We start from the raw sequence: 21,227 nt of genomic DNA on the forward strand, positions 1-21,227 counted from the left end.
TTAGGAAAACCTTAAGCATTTAAACTATAACTGCACAACAATGGTCAGACGATTCGATGGTTATCCCCAAGTATATACAGCCTGATTCACTTAGAAACTTAGGGTGTGTTTTACAGAAAATAGTAATATTATGTATTAATACATATTTTCTGTATTAATTACATTTTTCGACTTTAATCTGCAGTTTTTCTAGAGAAATCATCCAAAAATAAAACTGTCTAGGAAAGTAGCTCGCACTCTCACTAGACAGTTTATTATTTCTCTCGAAGTGTTCTATTTTATTTTGAAATGGATTCCCCTTAAAAATTAATGAGCAAAATGTACTTCCATTGGCGGATAATCTTCTTTGCTTCCCCAAGTAGATGGCATCCGTAATTCCAACTCACCATCTTCGAATTTGTCTAATATTTCTTTTTTCGTTGTCATCATGAAATAACCTTCTACTTTTTCATGCGAATCTAATGAAGCACGTTCTCCATATTCTATTAAATCATATTGTTCTGCTAAATCTAATGGAACCCCGTCATCCTCGTCTGCCAAGTGATGCGTCTCAAACATAACGTTTGGTACTTCACCTTCCGTATCCAGAATCTCTTCACTGTCAATATGAGCTAATTGCCATGGAATCAGTGATACATCTTCTTCATCTGTTAAATTTTCAATTTCGGCTTCAATAAATATTAGTGCATCATAATAACCACTTCCAAAGTCTAGATCCCAAACAGTTTCTTTCAACTCTTGCGGTATACCATCTAGGTAATAGGCATCTTTCAACTCATATGATACTTCTACATCATCAAACTCCTTATGTACTAAACTCGTTTCTCCTTCTAATGTTATATCTATCCGGTCAAAAGTACTATCGGATTCTTCTGTTTCTGCAGCTACTTCCTCTGTATCTGGTTCGTTTTCGTTTGTTGAGTTTTCACTGCTACTTTCATCATCATTACATCCTGTTAAGAATGCTGCTAATGCTATCAATATAAATAGTATGTATTTTTTCATTTTATTTCTCTCCTTGCATCATGCTTTGATAAACTCTCGTAATGGTGCTAGTAAATAGTTTCCTGGCAGAAAGATTTTACTTCAAGAGTACTTCATATTCGCCATACCTTACCTTCCCATAGAAGGAAATACAATCCAACAAATATTCTACCATGTATTGGAAGTGAAATAACATAGGATAATTCTACTATTTTTAGACAGCAATTCCAATTGAATACCAACCGATATATGTTTTCTTGCTAGATTCCGAGAAGCCAAAAAGGTTACCTCAATAAGAAAAACTGAGCCACTAAATGTTAAGCGGATCTCCGATTATTTTTAGTAGCTATTTTGAAATATATCAATCGCATAACCATCGCTTCGGCTTTCCGTGGGGTGTGGCATTCGCTATTATCAGACTCCACAACACTAGCACGAGGTAACACTTACAAGTAAAAAGAAACCTCTAAACTAGCATTAGGAGGTTTCATATCAAACACGATAATAAGGTTTATCTTTTATTTCTTTTTTTAATTTCTCACGTTTCATTTCTACTTTCTGAATTCGTTTAAAAGTAATAATAGACAAGATCGTTAATGTAACAAATTCAACACAATAGTCCTTCTCCAAACTTCTGTAGATAATATTCATGTTAATCTACCCACCTCGAGACTAGGAAGCTTATTCTCTATAGCCATCTGGCTTATAGACAAAAGAATTGATTAATTCAGTAACGCATTCTTCACATAACTCAAACTTCCAGTGTTCATCATCAAACTTGCTTCCATATCCAAACCTTAGGTCGAAAGATTGAAATAGGTCACGTTGCCAATCTTTTTCATAATCTTCTCCGTGAAGAACTTTTTCCGTACCACATTTATTACAAATGATAGATTCTAGTTCTGAGACCTCTGTTACTTTTTCGATAAGAGCATATTTTTTCAAGTGTATTCTCCTTTATTTTATAATTCCGTACAAAATTTAATTAAGATTTTTTATCACTATTTATTTTTCCATAAAATTCAATAAAGATCAATGAAGTCCTCTAAAAAGTCTTCCTCTTACACTTAATTTCTTTACAATAAACAAACATTAATGTGCTATACTTTTATAGATAAAATAATAAATGAAAGGTGTGATGTGTCGAATGAGTACATATGCGGTAGAAGCAACCGATTTAGTGAAAATCTTCGGTAAGGAGCGTGCTGTCGATGGCATTAGTCTTCAAGTGCCAAAAGGTATTGTCTATGGATTTCTTGGCCCGAATGGCGCTGGAAAGACAACTACAATTCGTATGCTAGCAACCTTGTTGAAGCCAAATGAAGGGCATGCCAAAGTGATGGGATATGATCTTACACAAGAAGCGGATAAAGTCAGACATTCTATCAGTCTAACCGGACAATTTGCTTCGGTTGATGAGGAACTGTCAGGTAGAGAAAACCTTATCTTTATCGGTAGATTAGTAGGTTATAGCAGAAAACAAGCAAAACAAAGAGCAGATGAATTATTGCAAGCCTTTCAGTTAGAAGATGCAGCAAAGCGCCAAGTAAAAAAATACTCAGGCGGAATGCGCAGACGGATCGACATTGCTGCAAGTATCGTTACCTCCCCAGAACTACTTTTTCTTGATGAACCTACCACAGGACTAGACCCGCGAAGCAGAAATCAAGTATGGGACATCGTCAGAGCACTAGTTAAAAATGGAACCACTGTATTTTTAACGACACAGTATTTAGAAGAAGCGGATCAATTAGCTGATTTAATCGGAGTAATCGATCGTGGAAAGCTGATTGCAGAGGGTACAAGTAAAGAATTAAAATCCTCCATTGGTGCCGGTAGCCTCACCGTTCACTTTGATGATCTCGATGAATTGAAAAAAGCACAGAACATTTTTGTTTCGCGATTTGAACAGCAACCTGACATTAACGAACAAGATATATCCTTAACCATTATGATCAAAGAGCATGCAAAAGCCGCAAAAGCAATTGGTGAATTAGCGAATACTAATGTGCAAATCAAAGACTTTTCGATGAGTCAGCCAAGCCTTGATGAAGTGTTTCTAACTTTAACCGGTAATGTGCCAGATCACGAAGGAGGCGACTCCTCAAATGAATAAACCATCTACAATTGAAGAAGTATTAACAAATCGAACCCGACCAAAAAGTCCAACAGCAATCCAAGCGTCTGCTACTTTCGCATGGCGAGCCTTATTACGGATTCGTTATGTTCCTGAACAGCTTTTTGACGTGACGATCTTTCCAATTATCTTTTTATTAATGTTTACTTATTTGTTTGGTGGAGCGATTTCCGGTTCTACAGGGGAATATTTAAATTTCGTTTTGCCAGGTATTTTAGTAATGACGGTTTCTATGATCACGATGTACACTGGCCTAGACTTGAATAAAGATATCGAAAAAGGCGTATTTGATCGTTTCCGTTCTCTACCGATATGGCAACCGTCTGTATTAGTTGGTGCTTTACTTGTTGACACACTAAGATACTTAATTGCCTCGACCATCATGGTAACATTAGGGTATATACTAGGATTTAGGCCAGAAGCTGGTTTTAGTGGTGTCATCACGGGAGTTGCTATTCTTCTTTTGTTCTCCTTTAGTTTATCATGGATCTGGACAATGCTCGGGATTATCGTTCGTTCTGAAAAGGCATTAATGGGAATTAGTATGATGTTTTTATTTCCACTCACCTTTTTAAGTAGTGTGTTTGTTGATCCTTCAACAATGCCAAACTGGTTACAGAAGTTTGTAGATATTAATCCAATAACATTTGTAGTTGATGCGGTTCGTACACTGATCCATGGTTCGGAGGCAAATGGAGATGTCATGATCGTCATCTATATATCGATTGCATTAATTGTGATATTTGGTCCTTTAACAATGTACTTTTTCAAAAACAAATAATGAGGTGTAGTTGGAGCAGAAGTATAGATTCATTTTTTCCTGCATAACCATGTAACAGATGAAGCACCTTTGTAACAAAATTTTACATTCCTATTGACTAAAAAAGCAAAACACCATAACATAATGATATAACTAAATATGAATCGGATGATTATTATGGGAGAGCGTATTGATTACCACCGAAGGAGCAAGTTCATAAAAAATCCTTATGAACCAATCTCTCAGGTTAAAGTACCATAATAGGACGAATCTCTGGAGAGCGCGTATCCATACGCCACCAAAGGGGAAGTTTTCTAACAGGCAAAAACTCTCAGGTAACCGGACAGAGAAGGGTCAACAGTTCATACTGCCCTTCTCTGTTTTTTTATGTCCACTTGAATAAAGAAGAATGGAATATTTTGACACCCAAATACTTTTGGAGGTGGTAGCATATGAGTGATCCAACTGCTTTAAAACGTACTCCGCTCTTTGCGTTATACAAGAGCTATGGTGCTAAAGTGATTGACTTTGGAGGATGGGCTTTACCGGTACACTTCTCCAGTATTATCGATGAACATCATGCTGTACGAAGTAAGGCAGGACTCTTTGATGTTTCGCATATGGGAGAAATACTGATTGAGGGACAAAATGCGGAAAGCTTTGTTAACTACATGATGACCAATGACACCACAAACATGGCAGTAAACCAAGCTAAATATACGGCAATGTGTTATGAAGACGGAGGTACTGTCGATGATTTGCTAGTTTATAAGTTAGCTGATCAGAAATTCTTCCTCGTTGTTAATGCGGCTAACACGGATAAAGACTTAGAGTGGATTAACAAGCATGCAACAGGGGATGTTTTGGTTACCAATATTTCTGATCAAATCGCACAACTTGCCATCCAAGGCCCTGACGCTTTACAGATTCTGCAACAACTTACAGATACAGATTTAAACAATATAGGCACATTCCGTTTTATGCAAAATGTAAAGGTTGCCGGAGTAACCAATTGTTTAGTCTCACGTACTGGATATACCGGCGAAGATGGTTTCGAAATCTATCTTACTAGTAACGAGGCGACAAAACTGTGGCAGGAATTGTTATCTCTCGAAGAAGCTCCACAGCCATGTGGTCTTGGAGCAAGGGATACGCTTCGTTTTGAAGCAGCATTAGCCTTATATGGTCAAGAACTAACTTCCTCTATCACTCCAATTGAAGCTGGTATCGGCTTTACGGTGAAGACACAAAAAAATAGCGACTTTATCGGAAAAGTACCACTTACGAAAGAGAAAGAAAATGGTCCTATAAGGAAGCTTGTAGGGCTAGAAATAATCGGGAAAGGAATCCCGCGGCATGGCTATCAAGTGTTTACATCAACCGGCAAAGAAGCCGGGTTTATTACATCAGGTACCCATTCTCCTACTTTAAAGAAAGCTCTTGGTCTTGCCTTAGTTCAACAACCATATACCGAAATAGGTACAAATTTGAAAGTAAAAGTTCGTAACAAATTGATCGATGCTGTCGTAGTCCATACGCCATTTTACCAAAGAAGGAGAGGATTAACATGACATCCACCTTTCGATATCTTCCTGATACAAAGCAAGATCAACAGGATATGTTAGATTTTTTAAACATTCAGTCGATCGATGACTTATTTGCCGATCTCCCGTCCAGCATTAGGTTAACTGAAGCGTTAGCCATTCCAAAAGCAATCCCTGAACCAGATCTAATCAAGAAAATGCAACATTTATCCTCACAAAACATCCATGCCAATCAATATCCATTGTTTCTTGGGGCCGGAACCTATGATCATTTTATCCCAAGCGTAGTCAGCCATATCATTAGCAGGTCCGAATTTTATACCGCCTATACCCCCTATCAACCCGAAATTAGTCAAGGCGAACTTCAAGCCATCTTTGAATTTCAAACCATGGTTTGTGAACTAACAGGAATGGATATCGCCAATTCCTCTATGTACGATGGCTTTACTTCTGTTGCCGAAGCTGCTGCATTGGCTGTATCTGCAACCAAACGTTCCAAAGTAATGGTCTCTCAAGCAGTTCATCCAGAATCCCGTGCCATTCTCAAAACGGCTGCTACTGGACCAAGATATCAAGTTGAAGAAATCGATTTAACCACTGACATCACCAATATCCGAGACATGCAGGAAAAAGCAGATGAGCAAACCGCTGCGATTATTGTTCAGTATCCAAACTTTTTTGGTTCTGTTGAGGATCTACTCGAAATAAAGAAAATTGCCCAAGAACACGGTTCACTGCTGATCGTTAGTGCGAATCCTTTAGCTTTAGCGATATTGCAACCTCCTGGCAAGCTTGGTGCCGATATTGTCGTTGGTGATATGCAACCATTCGGTATTCCAATCTCATTCGGTGGCCCCCATTGTGGCTATTTTGCAGTAACGAAAAAATTGATGCGTAAAATTCCTGGCCGTATCGTCGGGCAAACGACAGATGCTCAGGGGAATCGTGGCTTCACTTTAACTTTACAAACACGTGAGCAACACATCCGCCGGGAAAAAGCATCCTCCAATATTTGTTCCAATCAAGCATTAAATGCTCTAGCTTCGGCTGTCTTTATGTCTGCCCTTGGTAAACAAGGCATTCGCCAGATGGCAACATTAAATATCGAAAAAGCAGATTATATGGCAAGGCAACTTACTGAAAAAGGATTCAGCGTAAACAATCAATCTCCTTTCTTTAATGAATTCGTTGTGACATTACCTGTTTCTGCGAGCGAAGTCAATCACAAGTTATTTGAGGCTGGCATTATTGGAGGTTTCGATTTAAACAAGGATTATCGGATGAAAAATCAGATGCTCATCGCTGTGACAGAGCAACGATCAAAGCAGGAAATTGATCAATTCATAACGATATTGGAGGGATTATAATGGCGGAATATCATCAATGGATCTTTGAGATAAGTCAATCTGGTCGAACAGGAGCTGATCTTCCCGAAAGTGATGTGGATCCAATCGAGTTAGATGAAAAGTTTCCGAAGCATTTACTTAGAGAAACACCTGCAGAACTTCCAGAAGTATCAGAGCTTCAGCTTGTCCGTCACTATACGGCACTTTCTCACAAAAATTATGGTGTCGATAACGGTTTCTATCCGCTCGGCTCCTGTACCATGAAATACAATCCAAAAATCAACGAGGATGTCGCTCGGTTGGAAGGATTTAGTCGTATTCACCCTTATCAACCAGCAGAAACTGTACAAGGAGCACTTCAATTATTGTATGAGTTACAAGAAGATTTAGCCGCTATTTCGGGAATGGATGCTGTCACCTTACAACCATCTGCAGGTGCCCAAGGAGAGTGGACCGGCTTAATGATAGCAAAAAATTATCATCAACAAAATGGTGAAAACAGATCCAAAGTGCTTGTACCAGACTCTGCTCATGGTACTAATCCAGCAAGTGCTGCAGTCGCAGGCTTCGATACAGTAACGATCCCTTCTAATGAAAATGGATTAGTCGACTTGGAAGCATTAAAGAAATGCATCGATCAAGACACAGCAGTATTAATGTTAACCAACCCTAATACACTAGGTCTTTTTGAAAAAGATATAGTAGAAATTGCCGAAGTCGTTCATGAAGCAGGTGGTCTCCTCTACTATGATGGGGCTAACGCCAATGCGATTTTAGGTAAGACCACACCAGGGAAGATGGGCTTCGATATCGTCCATCTAAATCTGCATAAAACCTTCACTACCCCACATGGTGGCGGTGGCCCAGGAGCAGGTCCGGTCGGCGTAACAAAAAAACTGATCCCTTTTTTACCTGTCCCTCGTATCGAAAAAAATGGAGACAACTATATATGGAATGATGATGAACCATTATCCATTGGAAGGGTAAAAGGGTATTATGGAAACTTCGGAATTCTTGCTCGTGCATACACGTATATTCGGACAATGGGACCTGAAGGACTGCGACAAGTATCAGAATCTGCTGTTCTTCATGCCAATTATCTAAGAAAACGATTAGAGACACACTACGAGTCACCGTATGCCCAATATTGCAAGCATGAGTTTGTTTTATCAGGCTCAAAACAGAAAAAGCTTGGCATCCGAACAATGAATATTGCCAAACGGTTGCTTGATTTTGGCTACCATCCACCGACTATCTATTTTCCACTTAATGTGGAGGAATGTTTAATGATCGAACCGACCGAAACGGAAACAAAAGAAACATTAGATGCTTTTGCTGATTCAATGATTCAGATTGCAAACGAGGTGGAAGAAGATCCCGATATCGTATTAGATGCTCCTCATACAACTGTGGTTGGGAGATTAGACGAGACAAAGGCAGCAAGGAAACCGGTCTTACGCTATACAAAACCGGTTTAATGACGTTGTTGAAGGAGGATAATGTAAGGATGATCCATATTACCAAAGAAGCACAACAGACTTTATCATCCATCGAATTGCAAGATGGAGTATTACCTCGGGTTGATGCTAATGTTACTGGTGGTTGTGGACTCACGATTAATTATCTATTTATTTTTGATCAAGCGAGAAAAAACGATACTATCTATTATTCTCATGGTGTTTCCATCCGTGTCGATCATTTTACTATGCGCTATCTGGAAGTAAATCCTCTAACGATAGATTATTCTGATCCAGATGGTTTCCAAGTGATAAATGAGGTTGAATTTGACTCATGTTGATTAATCAGTAACTATCGAAAGGCGTAGTGTCCAATCAGGATACTACGCTTTCTTATTATGGAAAGATGACCGTGTTAAACGAAGTAGTTATTTTGAAATGTTTGGTGTATTTTCGCAACGCTCCGACTAATTACTTCGCTTTCCGCGGGCACGGCCTCAACTAACTTTGCAAAGAAACACTTTGCAAAGTGGATTTTCGGCACGAGCTATTCCCGCAGGAGTCTTCATAATTAGTCTCCGCTATGAAAAGGTGCAACAATTCTTGTCAGAAGTACTAGATTGGCTTTTTATAATGGTTAAAAATCGCTATTTGTCAGTAAAAACAACCCTTTTACCTCACGTTAGCGTTGTAGATCATGGTAGTTACGATGGCCGCCCACTTCCACTCCTGTGGGAATTGTTTGGCCTGAAGATCCGCTTTTTCGAGCGGGTTTTGCTTGAAAAAATTAGCTGAAGGACAGACCCCACGGAAAGAGAAGTGGGCAGCCGGAGTGGTGGTTAAGCTGTTTAAGCATTCTATAATGGATGCTAGAGAAATGATAAATCTTTAGCTTTTAGTCATAAAGACTGAGCGTTTTTGCTCAGTTTTTCTTAGATAATGAAGCACTTACATCATATTTCCATCTATACTAGAATGGCATATTACTTATCTCTACAGTCCCTATCTTCTCAAGTATAAGAAGTATATTATTTTTTCTTAGAGAGATACATGTTTATTCCGAATCATTTTAAGAAGTTATGAATTGAAATAGAAAGGGAAAAATGATTACGGTATGGGGAAAACATTACGGAAAAATCTAATGGACACTTAAAAGTTGGAGTCCTGGAGTGAGGAGGTTAACTGTTGTTGAAAAGTCATGTCTTGTTATCATACATGGGAGCTTTTGCTCTTTGTATATTAACCATATTGAATTTATTTTTAATAAACGCTCAAACATATATAGGAATTACTCTAATCCTATTCTATCTATCAGTGCTTGTCAGTGTTGGGGTTCATTATAAAAAGCGCCGCCTTAAAGTGATTCCTTTTACAAAGTTATTGTTGATTCTTTCTATTTTTGCCATAATTAGCGAATTAGTTTGGATAAGAGATCAAATTTATGGCTTTGCTATCCTTAGTAATTTATTACACTTAATAACATTTCTTTTTATGTTTTCTTTTGGTTTGAAATCTTCATTTTATCTAAAACCTTTCAAATTCCGGTCAATACTTGGCAAATGGAAGATGATTCTAGTTACACTAATTACTACTTTAGCAACAGTATTAATGGTGGTTCTACTCATTAATCAAATTAGCCCGCGCCCACTTGTATCAATCTTACAAGCAAGTAAGGGCATAACAAACTCATATAACGCCGAGGAATCAAAAGAAACTGTCTTAGACGATGGAAATATCTACATCAATGATATTCTTTATGATGATAAATATCCCAATAGTTATTTAGATATTTATCAAACCGTTCATAATCCTGATACAGCGCCGACTTTTATTCTTATTCATGGTGGTGGCTATATTTGGGGTGATAAAACTGGAGACGGTCAGAACGGAGATGATTCAGGAGTTATAACGTATATACAGAAAGTTTTAGACAGAGGATATAATGTTATTGCAATGAATTACACCTTTGCGCCAGAATATAATTATCCGATGCCTTTGAAGCAAGTCTCAGCAGCAGTGTCATTTCTAAAACAAAATGTTGAAAAGTATGATTTGAACATGAATAATATTGTAATAGTGGGACAAAGTGCTGGGGCTCAAATAGCTGGCCAATTTGTTAATATCCAGACAGATCCCACTTATGCTGATGAGATGGAGATACAACCTGTTTTAAGCGCCTCAGATATTAAGGCTGTAGTATTCAACTCCGGTTTATATGACCCTTCCCGATTTGATGAGACGGATAGTGTCGTATCTAATTATAGGTTTAATACAATGGGAAGAGCATACTTTAATGTGAATACTTTGGAAGGTAATAAGGAAGTAGAACAATCCAATGTCATTAAGCATGTTACCAAGGATTTTCCGCCTACCTTTATATCTGATGGAAACACTGGAACTTTTAACGATCAAGCGAAGGATTTAAAGGCTAAATTTAAAAAACTAGGTGTTAAACATCAATTAAATATCTATAGCAAAAATGTTATGGAGCTTCCCCATGGATTCGAAAAAAAGCGTAACAAATATGCAAAAGAAAATCTTAACATGCAAATGGACTTTTTAGATACTGTAGTTAAGCAGTAAGTTCACAATATATTCCAAGTAGCAGTCCATGTCTATTGCTGTTGCTATTGTAACTAAGAAAATGATAAAGACCAGTTGTTATAAATCCTGCGATCAAGTTAAAAACCGCAGACGCTCCAACGTCTACTGTTAGTGCATAGCCCTTTAAAGGGGCGACTCACATTAGTGAAGAAATAACCATCACTATTTGCTTGTCAGGCTATGGGGTGGTTATTTCTTTTGATGAAAAGACAACAGCACAATAATCAACATAGCGAACGCTATCATCAGTGTTAATGTTTCAAAAACACTCATCATCAAGGCACCCCCCCTTCTATAAAAATGAAAAACAAAAAGGGAATAAGCTACCATCCATATGCTCCATTATAGCATGTACCTGGTAAGCTTTTCATACCTTAGAACAACTCTATCAAATGAATAAGCTCAATATAACCCCTCCACTTGCGGCTTTCCACCTTCTATATTCCGACTTTTTCTTGTTGTTTTGAAGTGTCTCATACACCCACTTTGCACGACTCCCGTTTTTCTATCTTACTTGCTTTAAACAAATCGCATCTTGATTAAGAATATCCATATACCTACTTTTTACTCGCGACAATGTACATAAAATTTCTTACAATCATTTAATACTCTATTAATTAGCGCTTCATATTCTCTATTTATAATAGAGTTATCAAATTCAAAGGAGTGGTAATTAATATGAAGCGTTTCTTATCTATTTTCTTTATAACGAGTATTCTAATGACTAGTTTCGCAGTTCCAGCATTTGCGAATGAGAAGTCCAAACAAGACCAACAAAAGATGATTAATGTCGCTCACCGCGGAGCATCTGCACATGCACCGGAAAACACTATGGCCGCATTTCATAAAGGTGTGGAAATGAAGTCAGATTACATTGAAATTGATGTACAAATGACGGCAGATGAAGAATTAGTAATTATTCATGATACTACAGTAAACCGCACAACAAATGGTACTGGCGCTGTTGGTGATTTGACATTAGAAGAAATTCGTGCGTTAGATGCTGGTAGTTGGTTTAGTGAAGAATTTGCTGGCGAGAAAATCCCTACATTTGAAGAAGTACTAGATGCCTTTCGTGGAAAAGTAGGTATTTTAATTGAATTAAAGTCACCTGAACTTTATCCAGGTATGGAGGAGAAAGTTGCAAATGCTTTAAAGGAACGCAATATGGATCATGCCAAAAATAAAAAAATCATTATTCAATCTTTTAATCACGGATCGATGGAACTATCTAAAGAGCTTTTACCAGAAATTCCTCACGGGGTATTAGCAGGTCTCAGTTGGGCAGGTGTGACCGATGAACAATTAGAAGCGTTCGCTACATATGCAGATTACTTCAATCCTAATCAGAACATTGTAACACCAGCGTTAGTTGATCGCGTTCATGAAGTAGGAATGCAGATTATGCCCTACACTTCTAGATCACAAGAACAAGCTGACCGCCTGTTTAATTTAGGTGTAGATGGAATTGTCACTGATTATCCAGAGCATGTGTATCACCATCCGGTTAAAAATAACTAATAGAAAAGCAAAAGGAGAGTGAACGATGTTTCATCCCCAAAAAGAACTTTTCGGTAAATTTATTGGTTTAGTAGCCACTCTTGGACTTGCAGTGACACTGTTTAGTACCTTTCTAACAACATCCGCATATGCTAAAGGGGCGGAACAACCAAAATTAGAATTTGGGGTCGTACCAGATGCACAATATTGTGATTGTGAAATTAATGGCACTCGCTATTATCGCAATTCTGTATCAAAACTGATTGACGCATCCCAAGCATTAAATCAAGAGAATGTCGACTTTACTGTACAGCTTGGCGATTTAATTGACCGAGAGCTACAAAGTTTCTCTACCATTCTACCAATCTTTAATATGATAGAAGGCCCAAAATATCATGTCCTCGGCAATCACGATTTTGCTGTGAAAACGGACGAAGTAATTGACATTCTTGGAATGGAAAACCAATATTATGACTTTAAATACAAGAATTGGCGCTTCGTTGTCCTAGACACAAATGACCTTAGTTTCTATGCAAACCCAGAAGGCTCTGAAAAATACGAAGAAGCCGAGGCCATGTATAATCAATTAGTAGAAAAAGGGGCCACCCAAGCACAAACTTACAACGGTGGCGTAAGTACTGAACAGTTAACTTGGCTTCAGGCTGTACTGGATAAAGCGGCAAAGCGAAATGAAAAAGTGGTTGTTTTTGGGCACATGCCAGTCTACCCGAAAAATCACCATAATGTTTGGAATGCAGAAGAAGTGACTGAAGTACTTGAGGCTAATGGTAATGTCGTAGCCTATTTCAACGGACACAACCACGCTGGAAACTACGGTCTACAAAATGGCACTCACTACGTCAATCTTGAGGGAATGGTAGAAACTGAGGATACTACTGCCTACTCGATTATTCGCATCTATAAAGATCGATTAGAAATCGATGGCTATGGACGCCAAGGAGATCTTGTTTTGGAAATTCAATAAAGGTAAGAGAGGTAAAGGGAAAACCCCTTTACCTCTCTTTAGTTTGAATTAAGTCTGATTTTTCATAACATTATTCGTTATAATATTTTTCACATAATAAATAGTGGTGTTTCTCATGTATACCAAGTAAATCAATACTTTGGATTAAATTGGGATTGTTTGCGAGCGGATCTGGGAAGCGTATATGACCAGCAACATCATCCGTAATGTTTAAAACTATTTTTTCTAGTTGCTTTGTCTCCTTATCCAGTTGTTCTATCAGCCATTGAAAATCAACATCGTATTCTATATCTTTTGGTGGGACTAAAAGGAAAGGAGCTTTCATCGGCTTTTTATTTTTTTGTTTATATGCTGCATATACGTCAGTGCTATGTACTTTAAATGGTTTGTTTTTTCTTAATGTAGCGATAGGCAGAGATAAGGGAACATAACCTTTACTTAGCCTTCGAAACCATTTCATCATCAAGTATAGGTGATAATAGGTTTCTCCCCATGACCACTTGTCTTGATGCGCCCTCTTCCATTCCTGATTTCGAAAAATAGCTAATTCTTCCTTTATTTCTTCTCTTTGCTTGTATATCTTTTGAAAGTGATTCTTCATATGTAGGCTTTTCAAGATATTTTGCCCTCCCAGTCCGAATCTATTTTTTCTTTTGGCGATATAAATCCACTGATTTATACCCTTGTGATAATATATCAACCATTTGTGCCTGACGTTTTTCACGTGTTTTTTGCTGTTTAGCAGAAAAAATATAACGTGCCCAATCTCTTTGATAACCTGGCGTTAAATCTTGATAGAATTTAAGTTCGTTAGGGTAATTACCTAAAATTTCCTCAACATCTTTTACGTTATCCTCATAATCAGCTACAGACTGACTGGCTTTTGATGACTTATTCGTTTTCTTTTTTTCTCGTTTGATACCGACAACAGTAAATACATCATCCATACTTACCATGCGTGAAAATTTCACATCACTATTTTCGACATATCCATCTTCTCCAACTTTTAATGATGGAAAGATATCATCTCTGTGAATATATGTATCATACCGTTTGTTCCCTTTCTTCGGGTAGGCAAAAAATAAGTATCCTTTTTCAATTAATGCTTCCTCTTTAATTATCCGTTGAGTATGGCTTGCCATTTCATCAATTGTCTCTACAAAAATGAAAATAGCATCATGGTCTCCTGTTAATTCTGTTTGATAGTCATCAAATAGATCATAATCACTCGGTTGGTTAAGCACTGCAATATTTTTAAATTTAGTAAGATTTAGTTTATTGATAATAGTCATCTTATTCTCCTTTTTATCATTAAATTAGCCAGAACCTTTCACTCCTATTTTTTCCCGAAAGAACTAGCAGTTATATTTATTTTACCATATCCTAACATTTATATTACTTCGTTTAGTCCCTTTCCACCGAAATTTATATTTTGCCTACGATATCTAATTAGAAACAAAGTGATTTATATAGTTGAATAGGTATAATTTCGTTTTACACTGGAAAAATTGATAGTATCGTAATTTTTGAGTTTGTTCTGTTCATACATAGATCTATTATTTTTGTTATGGAAATTCTCTTAATTGGCCATTTTCATACGAGAAGATAATGTTTATGTAAAATTATTAAACTATATAAAGTAGAGAGTGGTGTGATAATGTTTGAATTTCTGCATGATATATCCTTAGTTCTTGGAAGAGTAATTACTATTTTACCTTTGCTATTGTTTATAACTTTATTTATGGGGAAACGGGCAATTGGAGAATTACCGGTATTCGACTTTCTAATTATCGTCATATTGGGGGCTATTGCTGGAGCTGATATCGCAGATCCGAATATTAAACATCTTCCAACTGCAATAGCAATAATTGGGGTTGGAGTTCTCCAAAGAGTTGTTGCAAAATGGAAAATTTCTAATCGAAAAATAGGTAGATGGTTAACATTCGAACCAACTATCATTATTCAAGATGGGAAATTTCTCGATAACAACCTTAAAAAAATTCGTTACTCTATTGATAATATACTGCAAATGCTTAGAGAAAAAAATGTTTTTGATATAAGAGAAGTTGAAACAGCCATTATCGAAGCAAATGGAGCTTTGAGCGTATTAAAAAAACCTCAAAAAAATACCGTTACGCTAGAAGATATGAATATAATTGAAACAAAACCAAAAATCGCATTTGCTATCATCATCGAAGGTACGCTTTACACCAATGTGTTAAAGGAATTTAATCTTGATGAGAAGTGGTTAGATCAGCAGTTATACCAGTTAGGAATTAAGGATATAGAAGAAGTTTTTTTTGCTTCCATTAATCAAAATCATGAGTTACATATTTCTTTATACGATGAAAAGAATGTAAAGATTCCACAGATTAGACACTAAGATGATTAGATATCTCGTTTTACTTTTGTCTAAAAGTTAATGCAAAGTAAGTTTAATTCACCTATATAAAAAGTAATTAGTGGGACAGGTGTACTGCTGCCCCACTAATTACTTTCTTTCTTTCATTATGCTACACTCATGTATGTCACAAGCGCAATAACAGAACCAATAATGGCGACAAGGTATATCATACTTAGAAATTTCAGGTGAGATCTACTTTTTTCCCGATAATTTGGATCACTCCTACCTAGCTCCCTATATGTCAAAACAAAAGAAATAATACCAATAATAAGAATTAGCATTATATAAACAATCACCACTAAGCCCTCCTTTATGTTTACTATATAAATCTATATCACAAAGTATAGGAGGATAAACTCTAGACATACTTCAATTACTGGTTATATATGAATATACTTTTTTCTATTCTTCTATGAATGGAGCTCCATTAGATACAAAACTGGCCTCAAAAGTTAGCTCAGTGGACTTTGGTATTATACTTCTGCATCTGCAATGACAAAACCACTACCTGCCATTTTATTACCTTTTACCGATGTTTGTTTCTCTTTTTGCTGCTCTGACTTCCTGATATTTAATGAATCGTTACTTAAAGTAATCAATCCATTCCCTTCCTCTCTTTTACTATACCCTAATGGGGATGTTGATTTTATAAGTTGAGCATACAGTTCTGGTTCCGTTAAGGTTCTGTCCAATTCTTGTTCCATTTGCTCAATCAGAATCGCTGCCGCTCCGGAAACATGCGGGGTTGCCATCGATGTCCCTGACAGCTTCGCATATTTTCCATTCAAATAGGTAGACATCACATCAACACCAGGTGCCACTAGATCGATCTCACTATTAATATTCGTAAATTCAGCCATATTCCCCTCCTTATCTACGGCACCTACTTGCACTACTTCTTTATAATAACCTGGGTAAATTCGTTCTGTTGTTCGTACGTCTCCATCGCCTTCATTTCCAGCCGCACATACAACTAAAATATCATTAGCGACAGCTTTTCGAATCGCTTGGTGAAGTTCTGGTACATCCCATTTTGTACCGAAGGATATGGAAATCACCCGAACTTTTTCCCCATTTCTACCACGCCATTTTATAGCATGTTGAATCGCCTGTATAATGCCATTAGAGTCTCCAGAACCTTTGCCATCAAATGCTTTTAATATTAATAATTTTGCTTCAGGAGCTACTCCGACTACCCCTTGACCATTGAGTACAGCCGCAATCGTTCCAGCAACATGTGTGCCATGTCCGTTTAGATCGGAAAAATTGCGTGGATTGCTATAATTTTCTGTAGTAAAATTTCTCCCGTCAATAATTCGGTTGCTTAAATCTGGATGATGTCGATCACACCCTGTATCAATTACAGCAACTACAACGTTGCTTCCTTTAAACCCTTCTTCCCACTTTTTAGGTGCCTGTATCATCTCGACACCAGCAGGAATTTCACTCGCGCCGTCAATCTGTTGTTCCATTTTATATGGAATTAAACGTACTCGTGCCATTGTTCTCCTCCTTGCAACATACATTTATTACTAGTTAATTCAACAAGAAGGAAAAGTGTACTAGACGTTTATCATGTTCGTTTAGATTATCTTAAATTAAGCAATTTTTCTCTCATCAGTTTCCTCATTCAACTTATTTAAATGTTGTCTTTTCACATCCCAGTAGTAAATCCGAGGTAGACCTGATAACAACCAATATTCATGCAATAATGTCGAGCTAGTAAACCATATCATCGTCCAATCTAATTGTCTCAAAAGAATCTCTCCCTTCGTAACTAATTTATGGCGAAGGAAAGTTGTCTCAGAACGTTTTCATTCAAAGGATACCATTTTAGTACCAAAATGATAATTTTCCGTTTGATTTTGGTACTAAAACCAACTTTAAGTACCATTTTTACTTGTTTGCTTTCCATTTTGGTACTTAATCGGCTTTTTGTTACAAAAGGCACCAACGAAATGATCCCTTTCGCTTAAGTGTATCCGTTTACAGTTTATTAAAGATTATATATTAAAAAACATATTATTTTTCTTTCTCTTCTTCAACTAAGAGTCTTCGCAAGGTTTTTCCGATTAATGATTTTGGGAGACTTTCGCGAAATTCGTATATACGTGGTATTTTGTATGCAGCAAGCCTTTCTCGACAGAACGTCTCCAGTTCTTTTTCGTCTGTTGTTGCACCTTTTTTTAAGACAATATAAGCCTTCACTGTTTCACCACGGTATTCATCTGGCGCTCCCGCCACAGCTGCATCGATTATTGCTGGATGTTCGAACAAGACCTCCTCCACTTCTCGAGGATAAATGTTAAATCCACCGGCAATAATGAGGTCTTTTTTACGATCGACAATGTAAAAGAAGCCGTCATCATCCATCTTTGCCATATCACCTGTATAAAGCCACCCGTTCTTTAAGGTTTTACTCGTTTCCTCCGGGCGTTTCCAGTAACCTTTCATAACCTGTGGTCCTTGAACGATCAGTTCACCCACTTCACCGTTTTCAACTTCTTCACCCGTTTCCGGATCGACAACCTTGGCGATTGTATTTGGAAAAGGGATCCCGATGGAACCGGACTTTCGTTTATCCCATATATTATTCGCATGGGTTACCGGAGAAGTTTCAGTTAGACCGTAACCTTCAATCAGCTTCCCACCGGTTATCTTCTCGAATGTTTCTTGGACTTCACCGGGGAGCGGCGCCGCACCACTGATACATATATCAATTGAAGATAAATCATAGTTTTTTATTTTTGGATGATTGATTAAAGACATATACATGGTTGGCGCTCCAGGAAATGCAGTGGGCTTCTGTTTATCAATTAACTTCAACGCCATGTCTACATCAAACTTAGGGAGGAGTAATAGCGTACCTCCTAATATTACGGAAAGATTCATAAGTGCGGTCATTCCAAACACATGGAAAAATGGGAGCATCGCCAGGTAGCGTTCTTTCGTCTCCTCACTCCGATACACCCAAGCTCTCGTTTGCAAGGTATTGGCAACAAGATTATAGTGAGTAAGCATAACTCCTTTTGACACACCTGTTGTACCACCTGTGTACTGAAGCAGAGCCAAATCTTCTTCTGCATCTATTTTAACGTTAATTGGATCAGTCGATGCAATGGATAGAAGTTTCTTAAACGAATGTGTTTGTTGATCGTAGCTGATCTCCATTGGTAATCCATCTTTTTTCGCTTTTATCGGGTATAATAAATTTTTCGGAAATGGCAAGTAGTCCTTGAATGAGGTGAAAATGGTATGTCTTACTTCTACTTTCGGCAATACGTTTTTGACACGCTTAAATAAATGATCCAAGGCGATAAGAACTGTCGTTTCGGAATCATTCAGCTGGTGCTCCAACTCTCTTTCCACATAAAGCGGATTGGTTTGAACGACAATCGCGCCAATCATTAATGCTCCGTAGTAAGCGATGACGGATTGAGGACAATTCGGGAGCATAATTGCTACCCGATCGCCCTTTTCAACCCCTAAATCTTTTAAAAAATTGCTAAACTGGTATGTTTCCTTTAATAACTGCTCATAGGTGACCTTTTTTCCATAGAAAAACAGGGCTGTATGTTGAGGATGTTTTTCTGCAGTATCTATCAAAAATTGAGCCAAATTTTGCTTTGGATATTCGTATGACGGTGCAACTTCTTCGGGGTAATACGCTAACCATACTTTTTCAGACATATCCAACTCTCCTTTTTGGCTATGACATGTTAAACGACATACTTCTCAGCTGAAATGACACGCTCTGCAATTTGTCTTTTCAATGCAACTGTATTGACAGGTGTCCGGCGAGTGAGTTTTTTTACTATAGACAATTGGGCTTGGAGCATATCACCTGACTCTATCGCGGCTAACGCATCCTTAGCAAAAGACTCAATTGTTTCAAACGATTCGTGAACAAATACTTGTGTCATCGCGATCGCATTTGCAGCTTTCTCTTCACCTTCGTTCGCGATCAATTTCTTCGTTCTAAGTAATGCACTTTCAGCTGCGTACACTTGAATCATGATATCTGCTAAATGACTTAGGATTTCTTGTTCTTTTTCAAGCTCTTGCTGGTATTTTTGTACAGCTAAACCACCAATCATGAGGAAGATTTTCTTCGCCATTTTAATCATGTATTGTTCTTGTTCTAAGAGCCCTTCAAACGTCCGTTGTGGCATAAACGTAAGTAATTCTTCTTGTAACTTTTGAGCTTTCTGCATCAGCGGAAGTTCGCCCTTCATTGCTCGCTTAATTAACGTACCCGGGATTAATAAACGGTTGATTTCATTTGTTCCTTCAAAAATTCGATTGATTCGCGAGTCGCGATAGATGCGCTCGATTTTGTATTCCTTGATAAACCCATAGCCCCCGTGAATTTGAACTCCTTCATCAGCAATATAATCTAATGTCTCAGATCCAAATGCTTTATTGATTGAGCACTCTAGCGCATACTCAGCAATCGCTTTGGCAGAAGCCACCCCTGCTTCAGAACTGTTAAGATCAATATCTTTCATACTCGAATCTATTAATCCAGCTGTTCGGTACACCATACTATCAAGAACGTACGCCCCTATATTCATTTCTGCTATTTTTTTACGAATCAGAGGAAAAGATGAAATGGACTGCTTAAATTGAACTCTTTCATTCGCATAGGCCGATGCTAGTTCAATCGTATCTTTTGAGGAACCAAGACAACCTGCTGCAAGCTTAAATCGACCAATATTCAAAATGTTAAAGGCGATAAGGTGACCTTTTCCAACCTCCCACAACAAATTCTCTGTAGGAACCTTCACATCTTCCAAAATTAGTGGACACGTTGAGGAGCCTTTGATACCCATTTTCTGCTCTTCTGGTCCAGTACTAACTCCTTCCATTGTTCTCTCTACAATAAATGTACTAAAATCTGTTCCATTTACTTTGGCATAAACAATGAAAATATCAGCAAAGGCTGCATTTGTAATAAACTGCTTTGTTCCATTTAAGATAAAGTGCTTACCATCCTCCGATAATGTGGCAGTTGTTTTGGCACCTAGAGCATCTGATCCAGAAGATGGTTCTGTTAGACAATAAGCTGCAATTTTTTCCCCACTAGCTAATGGAGGCAGATATTTTTGCTTTTGCTCTTCTGATCCGAAGTAAACGATCGGCAATGTACCAATCCCGACATGTGCCCCAAGAGAAAGACCAAAAGATGATGCCTTAGATAATCGCTCACTGATTAATGTTGAGCTTACTTTATCGAGACCAAGGCCTTCATATTGTTCTGGAACATCTGCACTAAGGAGTCCCAATTCTCCCGCCTTTTGCAGTAGTGTTACGGTAAGGTCGTAATTTAAGCTTTCAATCGCTTCATCCTGTGGTAGAATCTCTCCTTCGATAAAATCCTTTGTTGTTTCGGCAATCATTCGCTGTTCCTGAGTAAAATCCTCTGGTGTAATGACCGAGTTATAATCGACATCGTCAATAATAAAACTTCCACCAACTATTTTTTCCTTCATCATTGTGTTCCCCT

At 37.7% G+C, this 21,227-nt stretch carries 21 protein-coding genes and 2 riboswitches; of the genes, 10 read left to right on the forward strand and 11 right to left on the reverse strand.

Annotation, left to right across the window (positions count from 1 at the left end):
- Positions 1-306: 306 nt before the first annotated feature.
- The 3 genes from GHT08_RS14060 to GHT08_RS14070 form a co-directional block, all read right to left on the reverse strand.
- Positions 307-1,005: a membrane lipoprotein lipid attachment site-containing protein gene (locus GHT08_RS14060; RefSeq protein ID WP_163582021.1), complete on the reverse strand. Its 699-nt coding sequence runs from the start codon at positions 1,003-1,005 to the stop codon at positions 307-309.
- A gap of 471 nt (positions 1,006-1,476) precedes the next feature.
- The gene (locus GHT08_RS14065; RefSeq protein ID WP_163582022.1) at positions 1,477-1,635 is read right to left on the reverse strand and encodes a hypothetical protein; all 159 of its coding nucleotides are present in this window, start codon (positions 1,633-1,635) and stop codon (positions 1,477-1,479) included.
- A 30-nt stretch (positions 1,636-1,665) separates the two neighbouring features.
- Positions 1,666-1,929 carry a hypothetical protein gene (locus tag GHT08_RS14070; RefSeq protein WP_163582023.1) on the reverse strand — a complete coding sequence of 88 codons (264 nt, stop codon included), beginning with the start codon at positions 1,927-1,929 and terminating at the stop codon, positions 1,666-1,668.
- A 202-nt stretch (positions 1,930-2,131) separates the two neighbouring features.
- Here GHT08_RS14070 and GHT08_RS14075 point away from each other — a divergent pair, with 202 nt between their 5' ends.
- The 7 genes from GHT08_RS14075 to GHT08_RS14105 all read left to right on the forward strand — a co-directional run bounded on the left by GHT08_RS14075 (position 2,132) and on the right by GHT08_RS14105 (position 10,811).
- Positions 2,132-3,100, forward strand: coding sequence for an ATP-binding cassette domain-containing protein (locus GHT08_RS14075; protein WP_163582024.1), 969 nt, complete (start codon positions 2,132-2,134; stop codon positions 3,098-3,100).
- Positions 3,093-3,902 (forward strand): ABC transporter permease, encoded by an 810-nt coding sequence (locus GHT08_RS14080; RefSeq protein ID WP_163582025.1) that lies wholly within the window; start codon positions 3,093-3,095, stop codon positions 3,900-3,902. Before GHT08_RS14075 ends, GHT08_RS14080 begins: the two co-directional genes overlap by 8 nt.
- Positions 3,903-4,049: 147 nt before the next feature.
- Positions 4,050-4,149: riboswitch (glycine riboswitch) on the forward strand.
- A gap of 2 nt (positions 4,150-4,151) precedes the next feature.
- A riboswitch (glycine riboswitch) is annotated at positions 4,152-4,231 on the forward strand.
- A gap of 102 nt (positions 4,232-4,333) precedes the next feature.
- Positions 4,334-5,452: a glycine cleavage system aminomethyltransferase GcvT gene (gene gcvT / locus GHT08_RS14085; RefSeq protein ID WP_163582026.1), complete on the forward strand. Its 1,119-nt coding sequence runs from the start codon at positions 4,334-4,336 to the stop codon at positions 5,450-5,452.
- Complete coding sequence (gcvPA, locus tag GHT08_RS14090; protein WP_163582027.1) at positions 5,449-6,792, forward strand: aminomethyl-transferring glycine dehydrogenase subunit GcvPA; 1,344 nt, start codon at positions 5,449-5,451, stop codon at positions 6,790-6,792. Before gcvT ends, gcvPA begins: the two co-directional genes overlap by 4 nt.
- Complete coding sequence (gcvPB, locus tag GHT08_RS14095) at positions 6,792-8,249, forward strand: aminomethyl-transferring glycine dehydrogenase subunit GcvPB (RefSeq protein WP_163582028.1); 1,458 nt, start codon at positions 6,792-6,794, stop codon at positions 8,247-8,249. The genes gcvPA and gcvPB overlap by 1 nt, the downstream gene beginning before the upstream one ends.
- Before the next feature lie 29 nt (positions 8,250-8,278).
- A complete protein-coding gene (locus GHT08_RS14100; RefSeq protein WP_163582029.1) occupies positions 8,279-8,569 on the forward strand; it encodes a hypothetical protein in 291 nt (96 codons plus the stop codon).
- A gap of 844 nt (positions 8,570-9,413) precedes the next feature.
- Entirely contained in the window at positions 9,414-10,811 is a 1,398-nt protein-coding gene (locus tag GHT08_RS14105) for an alpha/beta hydrolase (RefSeq protein WP_163582030.1), read from the forward strand.
- Positions 10,812-11,021: 210 nt separating this feature from the next.
- On the opposite strand, the gene GHT08_RS22610 is transcribed toward GHT08_RS14105, so the two are convergent.
- The gene (locus GHT08_RS22610; protein ID WP_420370979.1) at positions 11,022-11,162 is read right to left on the reverse strand and encodes a putative holin-like toxin; all 141 of its coding nucleotides are present in this window, start codon (positions 11,160-11,162) and stop codon (positions 11,022-11,024) included.
- Positions 11,163-11,510: 348 nt separating this feature from the next.
- On the opposite strand from GHT08_RS22610, the gene GHT08_RS14110 reads away from it, so the two are divergent.
- A complete protein-coding gene (locus GHT08_RS14110) occupies positions 11,511-12,353 on the forward strand; it encodes a glycerophosphodiester phosphodiesterase (RefSeq protein WP_163582031.1) in 843 nt (280 codons plus the stop codon).
- Between the two features lie 25 nt (positions 12,354-12,378).
- Positions 12,379-13,317 (forward strand): metallophosphoesterase, encoded by a 939-nt coding sequence (locus GHT08_RS14115; RefSeq protein ID WP_163582032.1) that lies wholly within the window; start codon positions 12,379-12,381, stop codon positions 13,315-13,317.
- 70 nt (positions 13,318-13,387) lie between these two features.
- Here the strand turns inward: GHT08_RS14115 and GHT08_RS14120 are convergent, their stop codons facing one another.
- Both GHT08_RS14120 and GHT08_RS14125 read right to left on the reverse strand, forming a co-directional pair.
- A complete protein-coding gene (locus GHT08_RS14120) occupies positions 13,388-13,933 on the reverse strand; it encodes a DinB family protein (protein ID WP_238343581.1) in 546 nt (181 codons plus the stop codon).
- 25 nt (positions 13,934-13,958) lie between these two features.
- Positions 13,959-14,609, reverse strand: coding sequence for a YdeI/OmpD-associated family protein (locus GHT08_RS14125; RefSeq protein ID WP_163582033.1), 651 nt, complete (start codon positions 14,607-14,609; stop codon positions 13,959-13,961).
- Positions 14,610-14,974: 365 nt separating this feature from the next.
- Here GHT08_RS14125 and GHT08_RS14130 point away from each other — a divergent pair, with 365 nt between their 5' ends.
- Complete coding sequence (locus tag GHT08_RS14130) at positions 14,975-15,700, forward strand: DUF421 domain-containing protein (RefSeq protein ID WP_163582034.1); 726 nt, start codon at positions 14,975-14,977, stop codon at positions 15,698-15,700.
- 125 nt (positions 15,701-15,825) lie between these two features.
- Here GHT08_RS14130 and GHT08_RS14135 read toward each other — a convergent pair whose 3' ends face one another.
- The 5 genes from GHT08_RS14135 to GHT08_RS14155 form a co-directional block, all read right to left on the reverse strand.
- Positions 15,826-16,017 carry a hypothetical protein gene (locus tag GHT08_RS14135; protein ID WP_163582035.1) on the reverse strand — a complete coding sequence of 64 codons (192 nt, stop codon included), beginning with the start codon at positions 16,015-16,017 and terminating at the stop codon, positions 15,826-15,828.
- A gap of 177 nt (positions 16,018-16,194) precedes the next feature.
- Complete coding sequence (locus GHT08_RS14140) at positions 16,195-17,223, reverse strand: S8 family peptidase (RefSeq protein WP_163582036.1); 1,029 nt, start codon at positions 17,221-17,223, stop codon at positions 16,195-16,197.
- Between the two features lie 96 nt (positions 17,224-17,319).
- Positions 17,320-17,478, reverse strand: a complete 159-nt coding sequence (locus tag GHT08_RS14145; protein WP_163582037.1) for a hypothetical protein — start codon at positions 17,476-17,478, stop codon at positions 17,320-17,322.
- 265 nt (positions 17,479-17,743) lie between these two features.
- Positions 17,744-19,411 (reverse strand): long-chain-fatty-acid--CoA ligase, encoded by a 1,668-nt coding sequence (locus GHT08_RS14150; RefSeq protein ID WP_193568308.1) that lies wholly within the window; start codon positions 19,409-19,411, stop codon positions 17,744-17,746.
- Between the two features lie 29 nt (positions 19,412-19,440).
- Positions 19,441-21,213: an acyl-CoA dehydrogenase family protein gene (locus tag GHT08_RS14155; protein WP_420370980.1), complete on the reverse strand. Its 1,773-nt coding sequence runs from the start codon at positions 21,211-21,213 to the stop codon at positions 19,441-19,443.
- Positions 21,214-21,227 lie beyond the last annotated feature (14 nt).

Origin of the sequence: Gracilibacillus saliphilus (assembly GCF_010994085.1) — a bacterium.
Taxonomy (GTDB): domain Bacteria; phylum Bacillota; class Bacilli; order Bacillales; family Amphibacillaceae; genus Gracilibacillus; species Gracilibacillus lacisalsi.

Coding starts and splice junctions, on each gene's coding strand:
- GHT08_RS14140 (WP_163582036.1), bottom strand. CDS start 17,223: ATGGCACGAGTACGTTTAATTCCATATAAAATGGAACAACAGATTGAC.
- GHT08_RS14080 (WP_163582025.1), top strand. CDS start 3,093: ATGAATAAACCATCTACAATTGAAGAAGTATTAACAAATCGAACCCGA.
- GHT08_RS14125 (WP_163582033.1), bottom strand. CDS start 14,609: ATGACTATTATCAATAAACTAAATCTTACTAAATTTAAAAATATTGCA.
- GHT08_RS14150 (WP_193568308.1), bottom strand. CDS start 19,411: ATGTCTGAAAAAGTATGGTTAGCGTATTACCCCGAAGAAGTTGCACCG.
- GHT08_RS14065 (WP_163582022.1), bottom strand. CDS start 1,635: ATGAATATTATCTACAGAAGTTTGGAGAAGGACTATTGTGTTGAATTT.
- gcvPA (WP_163582027.1), top strand. CDS start 5,449: ATGACATCCACCTTTCGATATCTTCCTGATACAAAGCAAGATCAACAG.
- GHT08_RS14115 (WP_163582032.1), top strand. CDS start 12,379: ATGTTTCATCCCCAAAAAGAACTTTTCGGTAAATTTATTGGTTTAGTA.
- gcvT (WP_163582026.1), top strand. CDS start 4,334: ATGAGTGATCCAACTGCTTTAAAACGTACTCCGCTCTTTGCGTTATAC.
- gcvPB (WP_163582028.1), top strand. CDS start 6,792: ATGGCGGAATATCATCAATGGATCTTTGAGATAAGTCAATCTGGTCGA.
- GHT08_RS14060 (WP_163582021.1), bottom strand. CDS start 1,005: ATGAAAAAATACATACTATTTATATTGATAGCATTAGCAGCATTCTTA.
- GHT08_RS14110 (WP_163582031.1), top strand. CDS start 11,511: ATGAAGCGTTTCTTATCTATTTTCTTTATAACGAGTATTCTAATGACT.
- GHT08_RS14130 (WP_163582034.1), top strand. CDS start 14,975: ATGTTTGAATTTCTGCATGATATATCCTTAGTTCTTGGAAGAGTAATT.
- GHT08_RS22610 (WP_420370979.1), bottom strand. CDS start 11,162: ATGGTAGCTTATTCCCTTTTTGTTTTTCATTTTTATAGAAGGGGGGGT.
- GHT08_RS14075 (WP_163582024.1), top strand. CDS start 2,132: ATGAGTACATATGCGGTAGAAGCAACCGATTTAGTGAAAATCTTCGGT.
- GHT08_RS14100 (WP_163582029.1), top strand. CDS start 8,279: ATGATCCATATTACCAAAGAAGCACAACAGACTTTATCATCCATCGAA.
- GHT08_RS14155 (WP_420370980.1), bottom strand. CDS start 21,213: ATGAAGGAAAAAATAGTTGGTGGAAGTTTTATTATTGACGATGTCGAT.